Origin of the sequence: Bradyrhizobium sp. CCBAU 051011 (assembly GCF_009930815.1) — a bacterium.
Lineage (GTDB): Bacteria > Pseudomonadota > Alphaproteobacteria > Rhizobiales > Xanthobacteraceae > Bradyrhizobium.
In genome coordinates this window covers 6883448-6903642 of record NZ_CP022222.1, presented here as the reverse complement: position 1 = coordinate 6903642, position 20195 = coordinate 6883448, and the positions used below count along the sequence as shown (strand labels likewise).

Below are 20195 nucleotides of genomic sequence, written 5' to 3'. Positions count from 1 at the left end.
TCTACCCGGCGTGCGAACCTCATCGCGCTCCCCGAGGCGGCGACCGGCTTAAACTTCCTTCAGCGGTTCGTGACCGGCCGTTGGTTCCATAGATACACTTTATTAACGATGTCACGATCTACTGCTACCAAAGGTGGGCCTAGCGAGCCGACTGACAAGTCGGAATTGTGCCTGAGGCTCACGAACGGTCGCTGGCTCGGATCATTGCCCCGCGCCGCCGACAGGTCACCTCAGCGCACGGAAGGCGGCATTTCCAGATGAGCGGACGTATTCGAACGCGACTGCTGGTTCTCGTCACGGCAGCCGCGCTGCCATTGCTTATTCTCGCAGCGATTTTTCTCTGGGACCGGTTCAACGAGGATTTCGTCAATAACCGCGACGCGGCCGTTCGGTCGGCGGGCATGGCCGCCGGGCGCGTCGATGACCACATCCACGACGTGGATACCTTGTTGCGCGTTATCGGCAAAATGATTTCCACCAATCCGGGGGATGCCGAAAAAAACGATGTAGTTCTTTCCAACGTAAAGGCGGACCTGCCGTCCTATTTGAACAACATTCTGCTGTTCGACTTGGCGGGCAACAACATCGGAACCTCGCAGCACCCTGTGGAGGATCGAAGCAAGCTTTCAGGAATTGGGCGGAGCTATTTCAAGCCGGCGCGTGAAGGAAAGCTCACGGTAAGCGAGCCGATCGTAAGCCGATTGAACGCCGAGTGGGTTGCCGTTGTGGCGCGCCCGGTTCTTGACGAAACCGGCGCGATACGGGCCGTCATCGTCACGGGCATGAGGCTGGCGCGCGTTGCCGAAATCGTGGATTCGACAACGCTGCCGAGCGGAAGTGTCGTCACGATTCTGAACGAGAACGGTATCGTCATTGGGCGCACCGATCGACCTGAATTGACCGGGCGTAACCTGAGCAAGGAGTCGACGGCGCCTGATTACCTCGGCCTTCGGTATCAGGGCGATGAGGTGATTTGGTACGATGGCCAGTCGCGCGCCACATCAACCGTCACGGCAAAAATCGTTCCCTGGGTCGTGACGGTCGGCTTGCCCGGGATCCAACAGTCCAGCGCCTTCAAACATACGCAGTGGGCGTTTATCCTGACCTTGCTGGCGGTCGCATCGGTATATTTGCTGGCTTGGCTGCTCTCCTCGGGAATCGTGCGTCCGATACGGCAATTGCAGCACGACGCCGCCATTGTCGGCGCCGGAAATGCCGATCACCGCTCCACCGTTCAGGCCAAGGGCGAGTTGGGCGAGTTGGCTAACGGCTTCAACAGCATGGCGGCTTCCCTGCAGCAGCAATCGGCGGAGCTGAAGCGAGCAAACATGCGGCTCGATGCGGCCATGACCAACATGTCGCAAGGCCTCTGCATGTTCGATGCGGACAAGAAGCTGGTGATCTCAAACGATCGCTTCCGGCAAATGTACAATCTGACGGAAAAACAGGTCGCGCCCGGAACGCCGCTGGCCCAGCTTCTGCAAGCTCACGTCGAGAACGGCGAAAAGAGCGATCTTTCCGTCGAGCAACACGTCGAGAGAATGCCGACGTTGGCCTCCGAGACCTTCACGCTCGCCGACGGCCGCGTGATCCTGATCCGGCGAACGACGATGTCGAACGGGGGCTGGGTTGCGACCCACGACGATATCACCGAGCAGAAGCGCGCTGAAACGATGCTGGTCGAAAAGGCTCGCGAAGCCCAGCAGGCAACGCGGGCCAAGTCCGAATTCCTGAGTGCCATGAGCCACGAGATCCGAACGCCGCTGAACGGCGTGATCGGCATGACAGGCCTGCTGCTGGACACCGACCTCGATCCACGCCAGCGCGGCTATGCGGAGATGGCGAGGCAATCGGGAGAAGCCCTGCTCGGCGTGATCAACGACGTCCTGGATTTTTCAAAGATCGAGGCCGGCAAGGTAGAGCTCGAAATCATCGACTTCGATCTGTACGACGTTGTCGAAGGCGTCACCGGGGTGGTGGCCGTAGCCGCTGCCGCCAAGGGGCTGGAGCTGGCGAGCCTGATCGATCACAATCTTCCGGCGGCGTTTCGTGGCGATCCATTCCGTTTGCGCCAGGTTCTCACCAACCTGGCTGCCAATGCGGTCAAGTTCACGGAGCACGGCGAGGTGGTTCTGCGCGCCCGGCTGCAGACGAAGAATGACGATGGCGCAACGATCCGCTTTGAGGTCCGTGACACGGGAATCGGCGTCTCGCCGGAACAGCAACCTCACCTCTTCGACGCATTTACGCAGGCCGACCTTTCGACAACGCGAAAATACGGGGGTACCGGACTCGGGCTGGCCATATGCACGCGGCTTGTGGAATTGATGGGCGGCGAGATCGGCGTGGAAAGCGAGCCGGGAAAAGGCAGCACTTTCTGGTTCGCCGTGCCGCTCGCCGCCGCATCACTGCCAGCCCGGCGGCAGCACATGGACCTTCGCGGCTTGCGCGTGCTTGCCGTCGATGACAACGCCGTCAACCGGGCGATCCTGCATGAGCATATTGTCAGCTGGCACATGCGCAATGGCAGCGCCGAATCCGGCGCCCGCGCCCTGGAAATGTTACGTGCCGCCAGCGCCCGCGGCGAGCCGTACGATGTCGCCATTGTCGACATGCAGATGCCGGGTATGGACGGATCTGCCCTTTCACGGGCCATCAAGGCCGATCCCGCCATTGCCGGCACCCGGCTGGTTCTCCTGACGTCGATCAGCCAGGCCGATTCCGCGCCGGACTCCGAGGGATTTTTCGATGCCTGCCTCACCAAGCCGGCCCGGCAATCCGCTCTGTATAATTGTCTGACGGAAGTCATGGCGAGGCCCGCCGGCAACGAACCGTTGCGTGTTGAAATCCCGGACGTCACTGCCGGACAAACCGCAACGTCTGCACCGCGACGAAATGCACGTATCCTGGTCGTCGAGGACAGCATCGTGAACCAGCAGGTCGCAATCGGCATGCTCGTTGCGCTCGGCTATCGTGCCGATGTCGTGGCGAACGGCCTCGAAGCTATTGAGGCCGTCGGCCGGATCCCCTACGCGGCGATCTTGATGGATTGCCAGATGCCGGAGATGGATGGCTACGAGGCGACCCGGGCGATCCGGCTGCGCGAACGATCCGGTCGGCATACGCCGATCATCGCGCTGACGGCCGACGTCATGAAGGACGCGCGCGCCAAGAGCCTGTCCGCGGGGATGGACGACTACATCACCAAGCCGCTGAAACGTGCCGAACTCGCCGCCGCGCTCGAGCGATCGCTGCCGAGACTTCCTGTGGTCGAATCCCCATCTATCGCGCCGCGGCCGCAATCCGACGACGTGGTCGATCGCTCCGTCCTGGACGAGCTGCGCACGCTGGAAAGAGCCGGCTCGCCCGGCCTGGTGGGAAAGCTGCTGGACAGCTTCCTTGAGGAAACCCCGCGCCAGTTGGCCGGTCTGCAGCATGCAGCCAGGCTGGGCGATGCGGCCAGTCTGATCAGACTCGCCCACAAGCTGAGGGGAAGCGTCGCCAATCTGGGCGCCAACGGCATGGTCCGGACCTGCGCCGAACTGGAAACGCGCGCACGAAATGGCGATACAAGTATTGCCTCGCAACTGGTTGCGGATCTCGCACGGCAGTTCGATCTGGCCAGCACTGTGCTGCGATCCGAAATTGCGAAGGTATGAACAATGCGCATTCTAGTTGCTGAAGATGACACGGCGTCACGGCTGATAATCGAAGCCGCCGTCATTTCGCTGGGCCATGAATGCATCGTGGCGACGAGCGGTGAGGAAGCGTGGCGTCTGTTTGAGACGGCCGATGTCGAGGTCATCATCAGCGACCGCATGATGCCGGGAATGGATGGGCTCGAACTCTGTCGCCGGGTCCGGGCGAGTAACGGGGACACTTATACCTATTTCATCTTTCTGACGATCCTTGACGAAAGGACTGATATCGTAAGCGGCATGGAGGCCGGCGCCGACGATTACCTCGTCAAACCCCTCGATACTGTGGAGCTGAAGCTGCGCTTGCATGTCGCCGCCCGGGTCACCGCGCTCCACCGCCGATTATTCCAGCAGTCGGAGGAACTCGCGCGACTCAATCGCCGGCTTTTCGACCAGTCGCGGACGGATTCGCTGACCATGCTTGGCAACCGCCTCAAGCTGAGCGAGGACCTCGACGCGATTGGCGCGCAGGCAGAACGTTATGAGCGCAGCTATTGCGCCATCATGTGCGACGTCGATTACTTCAAAGCTTACAACGATGACGAGGGTCATCCCGCCGGCGACAAGGTGCTGCAGACTGTCGCGCGAGCATTGGCGAACGCGAGCCGGGCCGGCGACGAGATCTATCGCTACGGTGGTGAGGAATTCCTGATCCTGATGCCCGAACAAGATCTCAAGGCGGGTGTAGCCGCGGCCAACCGTTTGCGTCAGGCGGTCGAAAAAATGGCAATCCCGCACAATGGAAATCCCGGCAACGGGATCGTGACCATCAGCGCCGGCGTGGCGGCATTCCCGGCGACCGAGCGCAAGTCGATCCAGGCTTGGCTGAGCGAGGCCGATGCCGCGCTTTATCGCGCGAAGCAGGAAGGGCGCAACCGCGTGGCGCACGAGCCGCGCTCTCCGCTTCCGGAGCCGCCGCGCAAACCATCCTTCGAAAAAGTCGGAGGCAGGTCGGTCTAGTTCAGGCTCGGAAGGACTTGCCCGGGAGTTCCCCGCATTACCGTGCTTGATTTGCGTGCAGCGATCGATCGGCGTGGAACCGACGTGCTCGATCCGGCCCAACGGACCGCCTTCCCGTCGGTGGAAATAACCGACCATGCCATTGCTTTTTCTGGGAACGGCGGGCCGCTTGCGGCATAAAGCTGCTGTCCTTCCTCGGCTTTCGGAAATCCCATGACCCCTTCCCGCGATATTTCCCGCCTCATCGAGATCATGGCGGCGCTGCGTACGCCGGTCACGGGCTGCCCGTGGGACCTCGAACAGGATTTTGCGACGATTGCGCCCTACACGATCGAGGAAGCCTATGAGGTGGCGGATGCGATCACGCGCGGCGATCTCGACGACCTGCGCGAGGAGCTGGGCGACCTGCTGCTGCAGGTCGTCTATCACGCCCGCATGGCGGAAGAGCAGAACGCCTTTGCCTTCGGCGACGTGGTCGAAGCGATCACGCGGAAACTGATCCGCCGCCATCCGCATGTGTTTGCCGACAAGGACGGCAACATCGCCCCCGCCGGCGTCAAGAGCGCCTGGGAGCGCATCAAGGCCGAGGAAAAGGCCGAGCGCGTAGCACGGCGGCCGACGGAGGAGACCACGCATAAATCGCTGCTATCGAGCGTCAAGGCCGGCCAACCGGCGCTGACGCGGGCGATGGAATTGCAGCGCAAGGCGTCGACCGTCGGCTTCGACTGGAACGATCCACGTGCCGTGCTCGCCAAGATCCGTGAAGAAGCCGATGAGATCGAGGCGGCGCTCGACCGCAAGGATGTCGACGAGCTCGCGGAAGAGACCGGCGATCTCCTGTTTGCCCTGGTCAATCTGGCCCGCCACGTTGGCGCTGATCCCGAAACCGCGCTACGGGGCACCAACGCCAAGTTCGAGCGCCGCTTTGCCTATATTGAGCGCGCGCTTGCCGCCCGTGGCTGCTCACTCGAAGACGCAACGCTTGAAGAGATGGACGCGCTCTGGAACGAGGCCAAAGGCGAGAAGTCAGGGGCGGCTGCACCGATCCCTGCACAAAGTACGCGCTGAATTCGGGCCTACGCCACCCGCGGGACGGCGTCGAATCTGGCCACCACGATGTCGCGCTTGGTCTCGTCGACGCGCACCGTCATGTCGAAGCGTCCGTCGTGAAGCTCCTTGTTGAGCACTTCGGCATTGCGGTGCAGCCAGCTGATACCCGCGCCGTCGGAAGCATCGATGGACAGGTCCAGCGTCGTGCGGGTTGCCGCCAGCCGCTCCTCGATCGCGCTCAACAGTTCGTTGATCCCCTCGCCCGAGGTAGCCGAGACCAGAAAGCACGGGCGCTCCGGCGGACGGCGGGCGGCGATGTTACGCAGGTTTTCACGCTCCTCGGGATCGAAGCGATCAATCTTGTTCCAGACCTCGAGGATGCGTCCGCCGGAGCCGGGATCGATGCCGAGCTGACGCAGCACGGCGTCGACGTCGCGCTCCTGCGCCTCCGCGTCCTCATGCGAGATGTCGCGAACGTGGAGAATGATGTCGGCCTCCAGCACCTCTTCCAGCGTGGCGCGGAACGCAGCGACAAGCTGCGTCGGCAGGTTGGAGATGAATCCGACGGTGTCCGAGAGCATCGCCTTTCCGCCATGCGGCAGGCTCAGCGCGCGCAAGGTCGGGTCGAGCGTCGCAAACAGCATGTCGGCCGCCTGCACGTCGGCGCGCGTAAGGCGGTTGAACAGCGTCGACTTGCCGGCGTTGGTGTAGCCGACCAGCGCGACCACGCGATAAGGCACCCGCTGCCGGCCGGCGCGATGCAGCCGCCGCGTCGCCTGGACCTTCTTCAGTTCGTTTTCGAGGCGCGTGATGCGGTCGCCGATCAGGCGGCGGTCGGCCTCGATCTGGGTCTCGCCGGGGCCGCCCATGAATCCGAAGCCGCCGCGCTGGCGCTCCAGATGGGTCCATGACCGCACCAGGCGGCTGCGCTGGTAATTCAGATGCGCCAGCTCGACCTGCAGCGCGCCCTCTTTGGTCTTGGCGCGGCGGCCAAAGATTTCCAGGATCAGGCCAGTGCGATCGAGCACCTTGGTGTTCCAGGCCTTCTCGAGGTTGCGCTGCTGGATCGGCGACAGCGCACAATCCATCACCACCAGCTCGATGTTGTGGCCTGCGATCAGGCCGGTGATCTCCTCGACCTTTCCCTTGCCGAGATAGGTCGCCGGCCGGATCTGGCTGATCGGTGCAATCAATGCATCGGCAATCGTGAGGTCGATGGCGCGCGCCAGGCCAGCGGCTTCGTCAAGCCGGGCTTCTGAATCGCGGACAGCCTCATTCGCCTGCGCATCGGCGTCGCCGCGGCGCATACGCAAATAAGGGCCGATGACGATCACCCGCCCGCTTTGTTTGGCCTCCGACCGCGGACGGTCGGCGCTCCCTTCACGGTCGAAGGGTTCCAATCAGTTCACTCTCAAGCCGGAGCATCCTCGCCGCCCTCGAACAACTGGATCGGAGCGCCCGGCATGATGGTCGAGATCGCATGCTTGTAGACAAGCTGCGAATGACCGTCGCGCCGAAGCAGCAAGCAGAAATTGTCGAACCAGGTGACTATCCCCTGCAGCTTTACTCCGTTGACCAGAAAGATCGTCAGTGGCGTTTTTGTTTTACGAACGTGGTTTAGGAAGGTGTCTTGTAGATTTTGTGCGCGGTCTGCCGCCATTGTTTTTGTCCCGCCGTCTCGTGCTTCTTTTTATTAAGCCGGTTGTTGCTCTCTCATGGAGCCTGCCCCCGACTCGCCGGCTTCCCCTGAGATCCCCCTCCGGTCGGCTCGGCGATCCGATTAGAGGCTACGCGCGCTTTTTAGGCAAGCCGGTTCGCGCGTCACCCCCTCGGAACCCAGTGGCCATTCTCTTCAAATGACCTGAAAGAGATAAATATTCCCAAGCAGATGCATGGATCTGCGCGAGCGATGCCATTGGCCGCGCAGATCGCGAACTATCGAACGAACGATTCACTCAAACTTCAGCCAACACCCAGCGCCTTCAGCTTGCGGTGCAGCGCCGAGCGTTCCATGCCGACAAATTCGGCCGTCCGCGAGATGTTGCCGGAGAACCGGCTGATCTGCGCGATCAGGTAGTCACGCTCGAAGACTTCCCGCGCTTCGCGCAGCGGCAGCCCCATGATGTGTTCGCCATTATTGCTGGTCGGCATCGCCGGCACCATCGAGCCCACATCCTGAGGCAACATATCGGCGGTGATGATCGCTTCCGGGCCGCCGCCGGCCAGAATCATGACGCGTTCGACATTGTTGCGGAGCTGGCGGACGTTGCCGGGCCAGACATGGGACTGCAATACTGCCATCGCATCCTGGCCGATCTGCCGCTTCGGCAAGCCCGTCGCCACGGATATCTGATCCATGAAATAGTCGATCAGTTCGGGGATGTCCTCGCGGCGTTCCGACAAGGGCGGAACGCGGATCGGCACCACCGACAGCCTGTGATAGAGATCTTCGCGGAAACGCCCTTCCGCGATCTCTTCCTCCAGGTTACGCGCCGTCGAGGAAATAATGCGGACGTCGACGTGAATCTTGGCGGTGCCGCCCGAGCGCTGAAAGGTCTGATCGACCAGTACGCGCAGGATCTTGTTCTGGGTCTCGCGCGGCATGTCGGCGATTTCGTCGATGAACAGCGTACCGCCATGCGCCTCTTCCAGCGCGCCCGGCTTGCGCGCCTGCTCGCCGTTCGATTGCTCGATACCGAACAGTTCGACTTCCATTCGTTCCGGGGTGATCGCCGCGGCGTTGATGACGACGAACGGGCCTTCTGCACGGCTCGATGCATTATGCAGCGTCCGCGCTGCCAGTTCCTTGCCCGAGCCGGAGGGCCCGACGATCAGAATGCGGCTGTTGGCCTTGGCCGCCCGGTCGATGGTCTGGCGCAACTGGTTCATGCAGGCGGAGCGTCCGGTGAGGACGCTGGCGGTGGGAGCCAGTTGCTTCAATTCCTTCACTTCGCGCTTGAGGCGCGAGGTCTCCAGCGCCCGCGTCGCGACCAGGATCAGCCGGTCCGACTTGAACGGCTTTTCGATGAAGTCATAGGCGCCGCGCTTGATCGCCGCCACCGCGGTCTCGATGTTGCCGTGGCCGGAAATCATCACCACGGGAACGTCGGCGTGCTCCTTCTTGACCTGCTCGAGCAATTGCAGGCCGTCGAGCTTGGAGCCCTGCAGCCAGATGTCGAGAAACACCAGATGCGGGCGGCGGTTGGAGATCTCAGCCAGCGCCGAATCGCTGTCGCGCGCGGTACGGGTATTGAAGCCTTCGTCGTCCAGGATGCCCGCAACGAGGTCACGAATATCGGCTTCGTCGTCGACAATCAGAATGTCACTTGCCATGGGTTACACCTGTCTTGTCAGTTGCCTGTTGCGACTTCGGATTTTGTTCGATCATTGGTCGCGGATGCCGCTTCATTGGTTTCGCCTGGCGACCCTTTTGTTTCATTGCCCTGCTGATGTGATTCCACCTTCGTCGCATGACCGGAGACGGCGAATCGCAGCCGCATCCAGGCACCGCGCTGTCCGGGCCGGAAATCGGAGGCATCCTTGAGTTCGATCCGGCCGCCATGGTCTTCCAGCACGCGGCCGACGATGGCGAGTCCGAGCCCGGTGCCCTTTTGCCGCGTCGTCACATAGGGCTCCAGCAGCCGCGCGCGGCTTACCTTGGGCAAGCCGATACCGTTGTCGATCACGTCGATCACGATGTCTTCGTTTTCGCGCGCGGCGATCACGTCGATGCGTCCCTTGCCGAGTTCTTCCGGCGGCACCTGTTCGATCGCTTCCGTCGCGTTCTTGATGATGTTGGTGAGCGCCTGCGAAATCAGCCGGCGGTCGAACTGCGCCCGCATCGGGTCCTGCTTGATATCGGCCTCGATATCGAGATCGGGATGGCCTACCTTCATCAGGAATACCGCCTGCCGCACGGTGTCGGCGACGTCCTCGCCTTCCATGACCGGCTTTGGCATCCGCGCGAAGCGGGAGAACTCATCAACCATCCGCCTGATGTCGTCGACCTGTCGCACGATGGTGTCTGTACATTGTTCGAAGATGTTCTTGTCTTCGGTGATGACCTTGCCGAATTTGCGGCGAATCCGTTCCGCTGAAAGCTGGATCGGCGTCAGCGGATTCTTGATTTCATGGGCGATGCGGCGCGCCACGTCGCCCCAGGCCGAGGTGCGTTGCGCGGAGACGAGCTCGGTGATGTCGTCGAGCGTGATGATGTAGCTGTCGCGCGAATGGCTGGTCTGTTCGGCGCTGACCCGAACCGACAGGTTGCGCTCATGGCCGTCGCGCGTAATCGTGATCTGGCCCTGCACCAGACGCTGCGTGCCCTCACGCGCCGTCTTCATCATGTCGTCGAGCTCGGGCAGCACGTCCGACAGCGGATGGTCCAGCGTCTCGGATTCGGCATGGCCGATCAGTTTCTCGGCCGAGCGGTTCAGAATGCCGACGCTGCCGGAGGCATCGACGCCGATGATGCCGGCGCTGGCCGAGGACAATACCGCCTCGATGAAGCGGCGGCGGCTGTCGATCAGGTCGGAGGCGCTGACCAGTTCGTCTCGCTGGGTGCGCAATTCGGCCGTCATCTTGTTGAAGGTCTCGCCGAGCTGGGCGAGATCACCTTCGGATTTATGGACCGGCACCTGGACATGCAGATCGCCGGTCGAAACGATATTGGCCGCGCTCATCAGATTGCGGATCGGTGCTACCAGCCAGTTGGCAAAATTCAGCCCGATCAGCACCGACGCCATCAGGATGGTCAGCGCAATCACCGCAAACATCAGCGCGAAGGCGACCTGAATGCCGAGCCGGCGGGCTTCGATCTGGGCGTATTCAGCGACGCTGGCCTCGGTCTGCTTGAGCTGCGCGACCACGCGAGGATCGAGCAGCCGCGCCACATACAGGAAGGTATCGTTGAAGGAGCGCAGCCGGATTACCGCCGCCACGTAGTTCGCGTCGGGAAAGACCGCGATCTGCGGCTCGTCCTCGTTGACATTGCTGAGGAAGTCCTGCGGCGGCGTCGTAAAGTCCTGCTTGATGCCGGTTTGCGCCGTCTCCAGGATATTGCGATCCTTGTCGATCAGCATGGCTCCCGGCAAATTCCGGGAGGTGGCGCTCATCGTCAGCAATTCGCGAAATGACCGGCGGTCCTGGTCGAACAGCGGCCTTGCCCGCGCAATGTCATTGGCCATCCCCAGGATGTCGCCGCGGATGAGCTGCGCATGCTCGTAGGTATAGGCCCGGGCAACGATCAGCGAGTTCTGCATCACCTCGCGCGTCGGGCCCGAGAACAGCCGGTCCAGGCCGCGGTCGATGGTCACGTTGGCGACGATCGCAACCAGCACCGCGGGCAGCACCGCGATGATGGAGAACAGGCTGACGATCTGGACGTGCAGCCGTGCGGCGGCCCGGCCGCGGCGCCGCGCCTGGATCACCAGCCAGACTTCCCGGGCGATGATGGCGACCAGAAGCAGGATGGTCGCCGCATTGATCATCAGGAACGAGTAGACGACGTGGCGGGTCGGCTCGATCGGCGTCAGGCCGCTCAAAACCACGAAGGTCAGGAATGCCGACAGCAGCGCGACTGCGACGGCGAACGGCGCCACCCACCTCCGCAGGAAGCCCCCTCCGGATTCGGTACGTGCTGGGTCGAACGGTGGCGCCGAGGTCTCTGCGGTGGTCATTCCGGCAATTCGGTGAGCTGAAAGGCTTTAAGCCCGCGCGTTGCGGACTGATGCATTCATATCACAATGTTGCCGAATTGCGACAATTCCACGGCGCGGCCACCCGCTAAAGCGATCAATCCTCAGCCGAATCACCTCATTTTCATTGCGAACGCGGGCGGATTCAATCGCTAGCCGCCACTCCGGTAAACCTGGATGTCGAGATCCCTGATCTTCTTGCGCAGCGTATTGCGGTTGAGGCCGAGCAGGTCGGCCGCGCGGATCTGGTTGCCGCGCGTGGCCGCCAGCGCCGCGGTGAGCAGCGGCACCTCGATTTCCTTGAGGATGCGGTGGTAGAGGCCCGGCGGCGGGACGCCGTTCGGGAAGCCGGAGAAGTGGGAGGACAGGTAGGCTTCGACCGCGCCGCCGAGGTTCTCCACGCCCATCGGCGCGTTGCCGCCCGAGGTGACCGCCGGCGGCGCCAGTTCGCCATCGATCACCGAGGCCGTAATGACGTCCTGCGGGTAGAGGGCGGCCAGCCGGCGCGCGAGGTTTTCGAGCTCGCGAACGTTGCCGGGCCAGCGGTGCTGCTTCAGCCGTTCCAGCGCCAGCGCATCGAGCTTCTTCGGCGGCAGGCCATCCTTTTCGGCAAGCGTGAAGAAATGGCGGATCAAGTCCGGCAGGTCCTCGATCCGCTCCCGCAACGGCGGCAAGCGCAGCGGCACCACGTTCAGTCGGAAGAACAGATCTTCCCGGAACAGGCCCTGCTGGATCAGGATGCGCAAATCCTTGTTGCTGGCCGCTACGATCCGCACGTCGGTCTTGATCGGGGTGCGCCCGCCGACGGTGGTGTATTCGCCCTGCTGCAGCACTCGCAATAGCCGCGTCTGCGCTTCCATCGGCATGTCACCGATTTCATCGAGAAACAGCGTGCCGCCCTCCGCCTGTTCGAACCGGCCCGACGCGCGGGTATTAGCGCCGGTGAACGCGCCACGTTCATGGCCGAACAATTCGGATTCGATCAGGTCGCGCGGGATCGCAGCCATGTTGACGGCGACGAACGGACCGTTACGGCGCTTGCCGTAGTCGTGCAGCGCACGCGCAACCAGCTCCTTGCCGGTGCCGGACTCGCCGGAGATCATCACCGTGAGATCGGTCTGCATCAGCCGCGCCAGCACCCGATAGATTTCCTGCATCGCCGGCGAACGGCCGACCAGGGGAATCGAATCGAATTCGGAATCGTCGGCGGAGCTCGCTACCCGCTCCTTCGGCTCGGCCAGCGCGCGGCCGACGATGGTGATGAGCTCCTTGAGGTCGAACGGTTTCGGCAGATATTCATAGGCGCCGCGTTCTGAGGCCCGGATCGCGGTCATGAAGGTGTTTTGGGCACTCATGACGATGACGGGAAGGTTCGGCCGCATCTTCTTGATGCGCGGCAGAAGATCGAACGCGCTCTCGTCCGGCATCACCACGTCGGTGATGACGAGATCGCCCTCGCCCTGACTCACCCAGCGCCATAGCGTCGCGGCGTTCCCGGTCAGGCGCACTTCATATCCGGCGCGCGAAAGCGCCTGGTTCAAAACCGTCCGGATGGCGGTGTCGTCATCGGCAACGAGTATGCTACCTGCGGGCATCGTTATTCCTCATCTTGCGTCCTGTGAGGCAGGCGACGGCGTACCCGGAACGCCGTCGCGGTTGCTTTGGTCGAACTGTTTGGTGGGATTGAACATCGGCATCAGCACGCGGAAGGTCGTCTTCCGCGGCTGGGATTCGCATTCGATGATGCCGCCGTGATCGCCGACGATCTTGGCAACCAGCGCCAGCCCGAGGCCGCTGCCGGTTTGTTTGGTCGTCACGAAGGGGTCGAACAGGTTCGGCAGCAGGTCTTCCGGCACGCCGGAGCCGTTGTCCTTGACGCAGAACTCCAGCGGCAGCGACACCCGCGATTTCTTGCCCGGCACCGACAGGCGTACGCCGGGGCGGAAGGCGGTGGTGAGCTGAATTTCGGCGTCGCTGCCGAGATCGGCGACAGCTTCGGCAGCGTTCTTCACCAGATTGAGGAACACCTGAATGAGCTGGTCCTGGTTGGCCAGCACCGGCGGCAATGACGGATCGTACTCTTCAATGAAGCGGATGTTGCGGGCGAAGCCAGACTGCGCCAGCCGTTTGACGTGGTCGAGCACGGAATGGATGTTGACCGGGCCGCGCGCCACCGGGCGGTCGTCGCCGAACACTTCCATGCGATCGACCAGGGTGACGATGCGGTCAGCTTCGTCGCAGATCAGCCGCGTCAGCATGCGGTCTTCGGACGAGGCCGCCTGCTCCAGCAGTTGCGCCGCGCCGCGGATGCCGGACAGCGGGTTCTTGATTTCATGCGCCAGCATCGCGGCCAGCGCGATGACCGAGCGCGCCGCGCTGCGATGCGTCAGTTGTCGATCCATCTTGTCGGCGATGGTGCGCTCCTGCAGCATCACGACGATGTGGCCGGGCCGTTCGGTGAGCGGCGCGACGTGAAGATCGACCTGGCGATCGCCGCCGATCCGGGGCGTACCAAGATCGACCTTGTATTCGTTGACCGGCGAGCCGCTGGATCGTACCTGGTCGATCAGCGCCAGCAATGGACTACCGAACGGCACCAGCTCCTTCAGGGATTGCCGGCGCAGGAATTGCGTCGAGATCTCGAAGAAGGATTCGGCGGCGATATTGGCGTCGACAATGCGGCCGTCAGGCGCCACCAGCAGCACCGGGTTCGGCAGCGCGTTGAGGATGGCCTCGCTGTCTGCAGGCACTGGCCGGCGATGTTCTGCGGCTGATGTCATGCAGCAGCACTCCATGCGAAATCGTCGAACGCGTCCTGCAACGATCGGTGCACGCGGTGCGGATCTTCCGACGTCAGAATCTTTTGCCGCCAGCCTTTCAGAGTCTCCGCCGGCGCGCGGCTGCACTGGGCTGCGATCTCCAGCGCCCAGCCGAGATGCTTGCGTGCATGCTTGAGCCCGATGCGCAGCCCGTAATGGCTGCAAACCTCGTCGTAGAGTGCGCGCACATGGGCGAGTTGCTCCGCGAGCGACGGTGCAGTCTCTACCGTCCCGGTTTCAAGCCGACGGCCTATTTGTCCCGGCAACCAGGGCTGCCCCTGCGCGCCACGCCCAATCATCACGGCGTCCGCCCCCGACTCTTCCAGCGCCTGGACCGCCTTCTCGAATGAGGTGATGTCGCCGTTGACGACGAGCGGCACGGAGATCGTGTTCCTGACCGCGCGCACGGCGGCCCAATCGGCGGTCCCCTTGTAAAATTGGCAGCGCGTGCGCCCGTGCACGGTGATCATCTGCACGCCGGCGGCTTCCGCGCGGCGCGCCAGTTCCGGCGCGTTGAGCGAGCGATCGTCCCAGCCGAGCCGCATCTTCAGCGTCACCGGCACCCTCACCGCCGCAATCGTAGCTTCGATCAGCTTGAGCGCATGATCGAGATCGCGCATCAGCGCCGAGCCGGACTGACCGCCGGTGACATGACGCGCCGGACAGCCCATGTTGATGTCGATGACGTCGGCGCCGGCGGCTTCCGCGACCCTTGCACCTTCCGCCATCCAGTGCGCCTCGCAGCCCGCAAGCTGAACGACGTGTGGTCCGACACCGGCTTTCTCGCAGCGCAGAACCGACATCGGCCTGCCGTGCACCAGTTCGTCGCTGGCGGTCATCTCCGAGACGACCAGTCCGGCGCCGAGAGTGGCCGCCAGGCGTCGGAAGGGGGCATCGGTGACGCCGGACATCGGCGCCAGAAGAACCCGGTTGGCGACAGCAATTTCGCCTATTTTCAACGGCTTAGAGCCTTCACTTTCCGGGCCGGTCACGGCGTTCTCATGGTTGGGGCGGCGGCGTCATTGCAACCGTCAGCGCATATTGTGAGCACAAATCTTGGGCAGTCAAGCTTCTTGCCTACACTTTAGACAGATCTACCATTTGTGCAAGTGCACTGCAACAAAAACCGCTTTTCCCACAGGTGATGGGAATCACTCTGTTTTCCGTATTCGGCATGGTAAGGGCTGTGCGCCAGCGCGGCCTGACGCCCCCTCCTCAACCCTGATTCGTCGTATTTGAGTCCCGATGCCCAAACCTGAGCGTACCGCAGCCATTCTCGTCGCAGCCGGACGCGGGCTTCGCGCCGGCGCCGGAGGGCCGAAGCAATATCGCGAGATCGGCGGGCAGACCGTGATCTTCCGCGCCATGGAGGCGTTCTGCCGGCATCCGGACGTCTTTGCGGTACAGCCGGTGGTGAATCCCGATGACGCCGTCATGTTCACCGCGGCCGTCGCAGGACTGCGTCACCAGCCGCCCACCAATGGCGGCGCGACCCGTCAGGCTTCGGTGCATGCCGGGCTCGAAGCGCTCGCGGCGGAGAAGCCCGACATCGTTCTGATCCATGACGCCGCGCGGCCCTTCGTAACCGCTGCGGTGATTTCACGCGCGGTCAATGCGGCCGGACGCACCGGTGCCGCCGTGCCTGCGATATCAGTCACAGATACGATCAAACAGGTGAGCGATACCGGCGATGTCGAGGCAACGCCCGACCGCGCACGCTTGCGAATCGCGCAGACGCCGCAGGCGTTTCGCTTCGATGTGATTCTCGATGCCCACCGCCGCGCCGCGCGCGACGGTCGCAGCGATTTCACCGATGACGCGGCGCTCGCGGAGTGGGCGGGATTGACGGTAGCGACCTTTGAAGGTGATCCTGCAAACATGAAACTGACAACGCCAGAAGATTTCGTCCGCGAGGAAGCCCGCCTCGCCGCCCAGCTCGGCGACATCAGGACCGGCACCGGCTATGACGTGCACGCCTTCGGCGACGGCGATCATCTGATGCTTTGCGGCGTACGGGTGCCGCACACCCGCGGCTTTCTCGCCCATTCCGACGGCGACGTCGGCCTGCACGCGCTGGTCGACGCCATTCTCGGCGCGCTGGCGGACGGCGACATCGGCTCGCACTTTCCGCCCAGCGATCCGCAGTGGAAGGGCGCTGCGTCGGACAAATTTCTCAAATACGCCGTCGATCGCGTCACCGCGCGCGGCGGCCGCATCGCCAATCTAGAGGTCACCATGATCTGCGAGCGCCCGAAGATCGGGCCGCTGCGCGATGTCATGCGCGCCCGCATTGCCGAGATCACCGGACTCAACATTTCCCGTGTCGCGGTGAAGGCGACGACCAGCGAGCGGCTCGGCTTTACCGGCCGCGAGGAAGGCATCGCCGCAACCGCGAGCGTCACCATCCGCCTGCCGTGGGACGATAAAGGTTGGAGAGAGTAGGATGAGCGGCAGCGACGCCCGCGCCCTCGCCCGCTCGCTGCTCGATTTGTGCCGGATGCGAAAGCTGATGATCGCGACCGCGGAGTCCTGCACGGGAGGCTTGGTCGCGGGCGCGCTTACCGATATTCCCGGCTCTTCGGATGTCATCGACCGCGGCTTTGTCACCTATTCAAACGACGCCAAGCGCGCAATGCTCGGCGTCAAGGCCTCAACGCTGACGACCTTTGGCGCGGTCAGCAAGGAGACCGCGACTGCGATGGCGGTCGGCGCGCTGGAGAAGGCCGGCGTCGATCTCGCGGTATCCATCACCGGCATTGCGGGTCCGGGCGGAGCGACGCCGGGTAAGCCGGTCGGCCTCGTCCATTTCGCCGTCGCATCGCGCGACGGCAAGATCCTGCACCGCGAATTCCGTTTTGGAGCCATCGGCCGCACCACCGTGCGCCAGCGCTCCGTGGTGGAAGCGCTGCGCATGCTGATGGAACTGGCGCGCGGACCGCAGCCGCCGGTCAAACCGCGACGTCAGACGATGAGCCGGTTGCGTCCGCGGGTCGCGCGAACGCCACGGCGCAGCGCCGTCAAGCGACGTCGGCCGACACGGACCTAGCCGATCAGGACTGCGCAGCCAAAGCCTTGGCGCGCGTCTCGCTCAGCGAGCTCACCGGCGTCAATGCTTCCGGGCTGATCGAAAGCTCGATGATGGCCGGCAATCCGCTTGCCACGGCTTCGTCGAAAGCGCGCGCAAAGTCTTCCGTGCGCTCGACACGCGCGCCAAAACCGCCGCAGGCGCGGGCCAGTGCGGCAAAGTCCGGGTTGGCGAGATCGGTGCCGGAAACGCGGCCGGGATAGGTCCGCTCCTGGTGCATGCGGATGGTGCCGTACATGCCGTTGTTGCAGACGATCACAATCAGCGGCAGCCGGTTTTCGACCGCGGTCATGAACTCCAATCCGGTCATCTGGAAGCAGCCGTCGCCGGCGAACGCGATCACGGTGCGCTCGGGATGCTGCAGCTTGGCGGCAACGGCCGCGGGCAGGCCGTATCCCATCGAGCCCGAGGTCGGCGCAAGCTCGGTGCGATATTGCCGATAGCGCCAGAACCGATGCACCCAGACGGCATAATTGCCGGCACCGTTGCAAATGATGGTGTCGTGCGGCAAGCGATCACTCAAACCGCGCACGACTTGCGAAAGCTGCACGTCGCCCGGCGACCGCGTCGGCTCGGCAAAGGCGAGATAGTCGGCATGCGCCGCCTTGACGTAGTCGGCGCGCGAGCGATGTTTCGGCTCCAGCCGCCTGATCGCAGCGGCGAAGGCCGCGCTGCTCGCGACCACGCCGAGCGTCGGGGAATAGACACGGCCTATCTCTTCCGGGTCGGGATAGATATGGACCAGCGGCTGCTTCGGCTTCGGAACATCGAACAGCGTGTAGCCGGATGTGGTCGCCTCCCCCAACCTCGCACCAAGCGCGATCACCAGATCGCTGGTGCGGATTCGTTCGGCGATCTTTGCGTCGAGACCGATGCCGACATGACCGCCATAGCAGGGGTGCAGATTGTCGAAATAATCCTGGCATCGGAACGAGACGCCGACCGGGACCTCGTGCGCGGCGGCAAACGCTTCAAGCTCGCGGCGGGCCTGATCGCTCCATCCGCCGCCGCCGACGATCAGGAACGGCTTCTTCGCCTCAGACAGCAGCGCATGGAACTGCCGCAAGGCGCCCTCATCGGGCGCAACCGGAATCGGATTATAGGGCGGCGCATCCGGCACCTCGGCGGTGTCGGTGAGCATGTCCTCCGGCAGCGCCAGCACCACCGGACCGGGGCGGCCCGAGGTCGCGGTGAAGAAGGCGCGCGAGATGAATTCGGGAATCCGCCGCGCATCGTCGATCTGCGCGACCCATTTCGCCATCGGCCCGAACATCAGTCGATAGTCGATTTCCTGGAACGCTTCGCGCTCCATCATGTCGCGCCCGACCTGGCCAAGGAGCAGGATCAACGGGGTCGAGTCCTGGAAGGCGACATGGACGCCGGCGGAAGCATTGGTGGCGCCGGGGCCGCGGGTGGCGAACACGATGCCGGGCTTTCCCGTGAGCTTGCCATAGGCATCGGCCATCATGGCCGCGCCGCCTTCATGCCGGGCGTTGATGAACCGCACCCGCTGGCTCTGATACATCCCGTCGAGGGCGGCCAGAAAGCTCTCGCCGGGCACGCCGAACACGGTATCGGCGCCGTGCAAGGCCAATTGCTCGATCAGAATATGTCCACCGGTTCGAAGATTGCCATCCATCGGCTCGCCCTTCCGTTGCGGGATTTACGGATTTGGACCCGGCTTAAAGAATGGCGTCGGCACCAGCAACCGGTTTCCTGCGAGATCTGATATGTCGCCGGTCATGTTCCTTTACCGGTCTTTCGGCTCTACCCGCGCCTCAACGCCGGTCACGGCCTCATAGGCCTTGATGACGGCGGTGCAGGACTCGCCGTCGTGCCCGAGCAGCGCCGCCTGCCGGTAGGTCTGGTGCACTGCCTCCGCCATGAACCCAGGCAGCCCCGCCTCCTCCAGCCAGCGCGCGTAATAGCGCACATCCTTGCGCGCGTTCGCCAGCGACATCAGCGGGGTGAAGTCGCCTTCGAGCGTCGCCTGGCCATAGAGGTCGAGCATGCCGCTCTTGCCGCCGGCGGCCGAGATGATGCGGATCACCTGCGAGAGATCGAGCCCGTCTTTTGCTGCGAGCGCAAACCCCTCGCACCACGCCGCCACATTAGCGAAGGCGATATAGTTGTGAATGAGTTTGAGGCGGATGGCGTGTCCCAATGGACCGATGTGGAAGATGTTCTCGGCATAGAGCTCGAAATACGGTCTGAGATCGTCGAGCAGGTCGCCCTCGCCGCCGAACAGCACGTTGACCTTGCCGATGTCGGCGTGTTTCGGCGTTCGCGTCATCGGCGCTTCGGCGTAGCGTCCGCCGGCCGCACGCACCATGCGATCGAGCTTCGCAACCATTTGCGGGCTGCCGGTGGTGTGATCCACGATGATGAAGCCCGCAGCGGAACCGGCGAGCAGCCCGTCGCGACACGTCATCAGCGCCTCGACATCCTCGGCTTCATTGACGCAAATCATGACGATGCGGCAATTGTCGCGGATTTCCTGAACACCGTTGGCAGCGGTCGCGCCGAACGATTGGGCAACGGAGACAGCGGCCGGGTTGAGATCGTAGGCGGTGACTGCCACGCCCTTGGCGACGAGGTTCTTCACCAAACCTCGTCCCATTCCACCGAGGCCGATAAAGCCAACGCGTTCGAATGTCATCTCCGGCCTTCCCTGTGATTTTGGCGCTCTCTTGGAATTTTCTTGGCATTGGCGTGTGGGCAGCGTCACCGCGCACCGTCAGCTTTTTCTTCGGGCTACCACGACGGCAAGCTGTCTGACAACCTGATAGTTCATTGCGCCGACCGCTCGATTTCGATATCCCTTCGGATTGGCGTGCCCCATAGTGTCCGGATCAACGGCTGCAGCGCCATCAGGGCAGGACGATCA

14 protein-coding genes are annotated in these 20195 nt (G+C 63.3%); 5 read left to right on the top strand and 9 right to left on the bottom strand.

What is annotated here, in order from left to right; translation table 11 throughout:
- The first annotated feature begins 257 nt into the window (after positions 1-257).
- From ACH79_RS32465 to mazG, 3 genes are all read left to right on the top strand, one after another.
- Positions 258-3659, top strand: a complete 3402-nt coding sequence (locus tag ACH79_RS32465) for a response regulator (protein WP_161854586.1) — start codon at positions 258-260, stop codon at positions 3657-3659.
- Between the two features lie 3 nt (positions 3660-3662).
- Positions 3663-4658 (top strand): diguanylate cyclase, encoded by a 996-nt coding sequence (locus tag ACH79_RS32460; RefSeq protein WP_161854585.1) that lies wholly within the window; start codon positions 3663-3665, stop codon positions 4656-4658.
- A 213-nt stretch (positions 4659-4871) separates the two neighbouring features.
- A complete protein-coding gene (gene mazG, locus ACH79_RS32455; protein ID WP_161854584.1) occupies positions 4872-5726 on the top strand; it encodes a nucleoside triphosphate pyrophosphohydrolase in 855 nt (284 codons plus the stop codon).
- 8 nt (positions 5727-5734) lie between these two features.
- Here the strand turns inward: mazG and hflX are convergent, their stop codons facing one another.
- The 7 genes from hflX to dusB all read right to left on the bottom strand — a co-directional run bounded on the left by hflX (position 5735) and on the right by dusB (position 15182).
- On the bottom strand, positions 5735-7108 hold the full coding sequence (hflX, locus tag ACH79_RS32450) for a GTPase HflX (RefSeq protein ID WP_161854583.1): 1374 nt from the start codon (positions 7106-7108) through the stop codon (positions 5735-5737).
- 11 nt (positions 7109-7119) lie between these two features.
- Positions 7120-7368 carry an RNA chaperone Hfq gene (gene hfq, locus ACH79_RS32445; protein ID WP_006020546.1) on the bottom strand — a complete coding sequence of 83 codons (249 nt, stop codon included), beginning with the start codon at positions 7366-7368 and terminating at the stop codon, positions 7120-7122.
- 302 nt (positions 7369-7670) lie between these two features.
- A complete protein-coding gene (locus ACH79_RS32440) occupies positions 7671-9041 on the bottom strand; it encodes a sigma-54 dependent transcriptional regulator (RefSeq protein ID WP_161854582.1) in 1371 nt (456 codons plus the stop codon).
- Positions 9042-9058: 17 nt separating this feature from the next.
- Positions 9059-11386: a PAS domain-containing sensor histidine kinase gene (locus tag ACH79_RS32435; protein WP_161854581.1), complete on the bottom strand. Its 2328-nt coding sequence runs from the start codon at positions 11384-11386 to the stop codon at positions 9059-9061.
- Positions 11387-11556: 170 nt separating this feature from the next.
- Complete coding sequence (gene ntrC, locus ACH79_RS32430) at positions 11557-12999, bottom strand: nitrogen regulation protein NR(I) (protein ID WP_161854580.1); 1443 nt, start codon at positions 12997-12999, stop codon at positions 11557-11559.
- 9 nt (positions 13000-13008) lie between these two features.
- A complete protein-coding gene (locus tag ACH79_RS32425; protein ID WP_161854579.1) occupies positions 13009-14184 on the bottom strand; it encodes a nitrogen regulation protein NR(II) in 1176 nt (391 codons plus the stop codon).
- Positions 14181-15182: a tRNA dihydrouridine synthase DusB gene (dusB, locus tag ACH79_RS32420; RefSeq protein WP_161856674.1), complete on the bottom strand. Its 1002-nt coding sequence runs from the start codon at positions 15180-15182 to the stop codon at positions 14181-14183. Before dusB ends, ACH79_RS32425 begins: the two co-directional genes overlap by 4 nt.
- Before the next feature lie 286 nt (positions 15183-15468).
- Here dusB and ACH79_RS32415 point away from each other — a divergent pair, with 286 nt between their 5' ends.
- On the top strand, positions 15469-16665 hold the full coding sequence (locus tag ACH79_RS32415; RefSeq protein ID WP_161854578.1) for a bifunctional 2-C-methyl-D-erythritol 4-phosphate cytidylyltransferase/2-C-methyl-D-erythritol 2,4-cyclodiphosphate synthase: 1197 nt from the start codon (positions 15469-15471) through the stop codon (positions 16663-16665).
- A gap of 1 nt (position 16666) precedes the next feature.
- Entirely contained in the window at positions 16667-17269 is a 603-nt protein-coding gene (locus ACH79_RS32410) for a CinA family protein (RefSeq protein WP_161854577.1), read from the top strand.
- Between the two features lie 4 nt (positions 17270-17273).
- Here the strand turns inward: ACH79_RS32410 and ACH79_RS32405 are convergent, their stop codons facing one another.
- A complete protein-coding gene (locus ACH79_RS32405) occupies positions 17274-18947 on the bottom strand; it encodes a thiamine pyrophosphate-binding protein (protein WP_161854576.1) in 1674 nt (557 codons plus the stop codon).
- A 111-nt stretch (positions 18948-19058) separates the two neighbouring features.
- Positions 19059-19967, bottom strand: coding sequence for an NAD(P)-dependent oxidoreductase (locus tag ACH79_RS32400; RefSeq protein WP_161854575.1), 909 nt, complete (start codon positions 19965-19967; stop codon positions 19059-19061).
- Positions 19968-20195 lie beyond the last annotated feature (228 nt).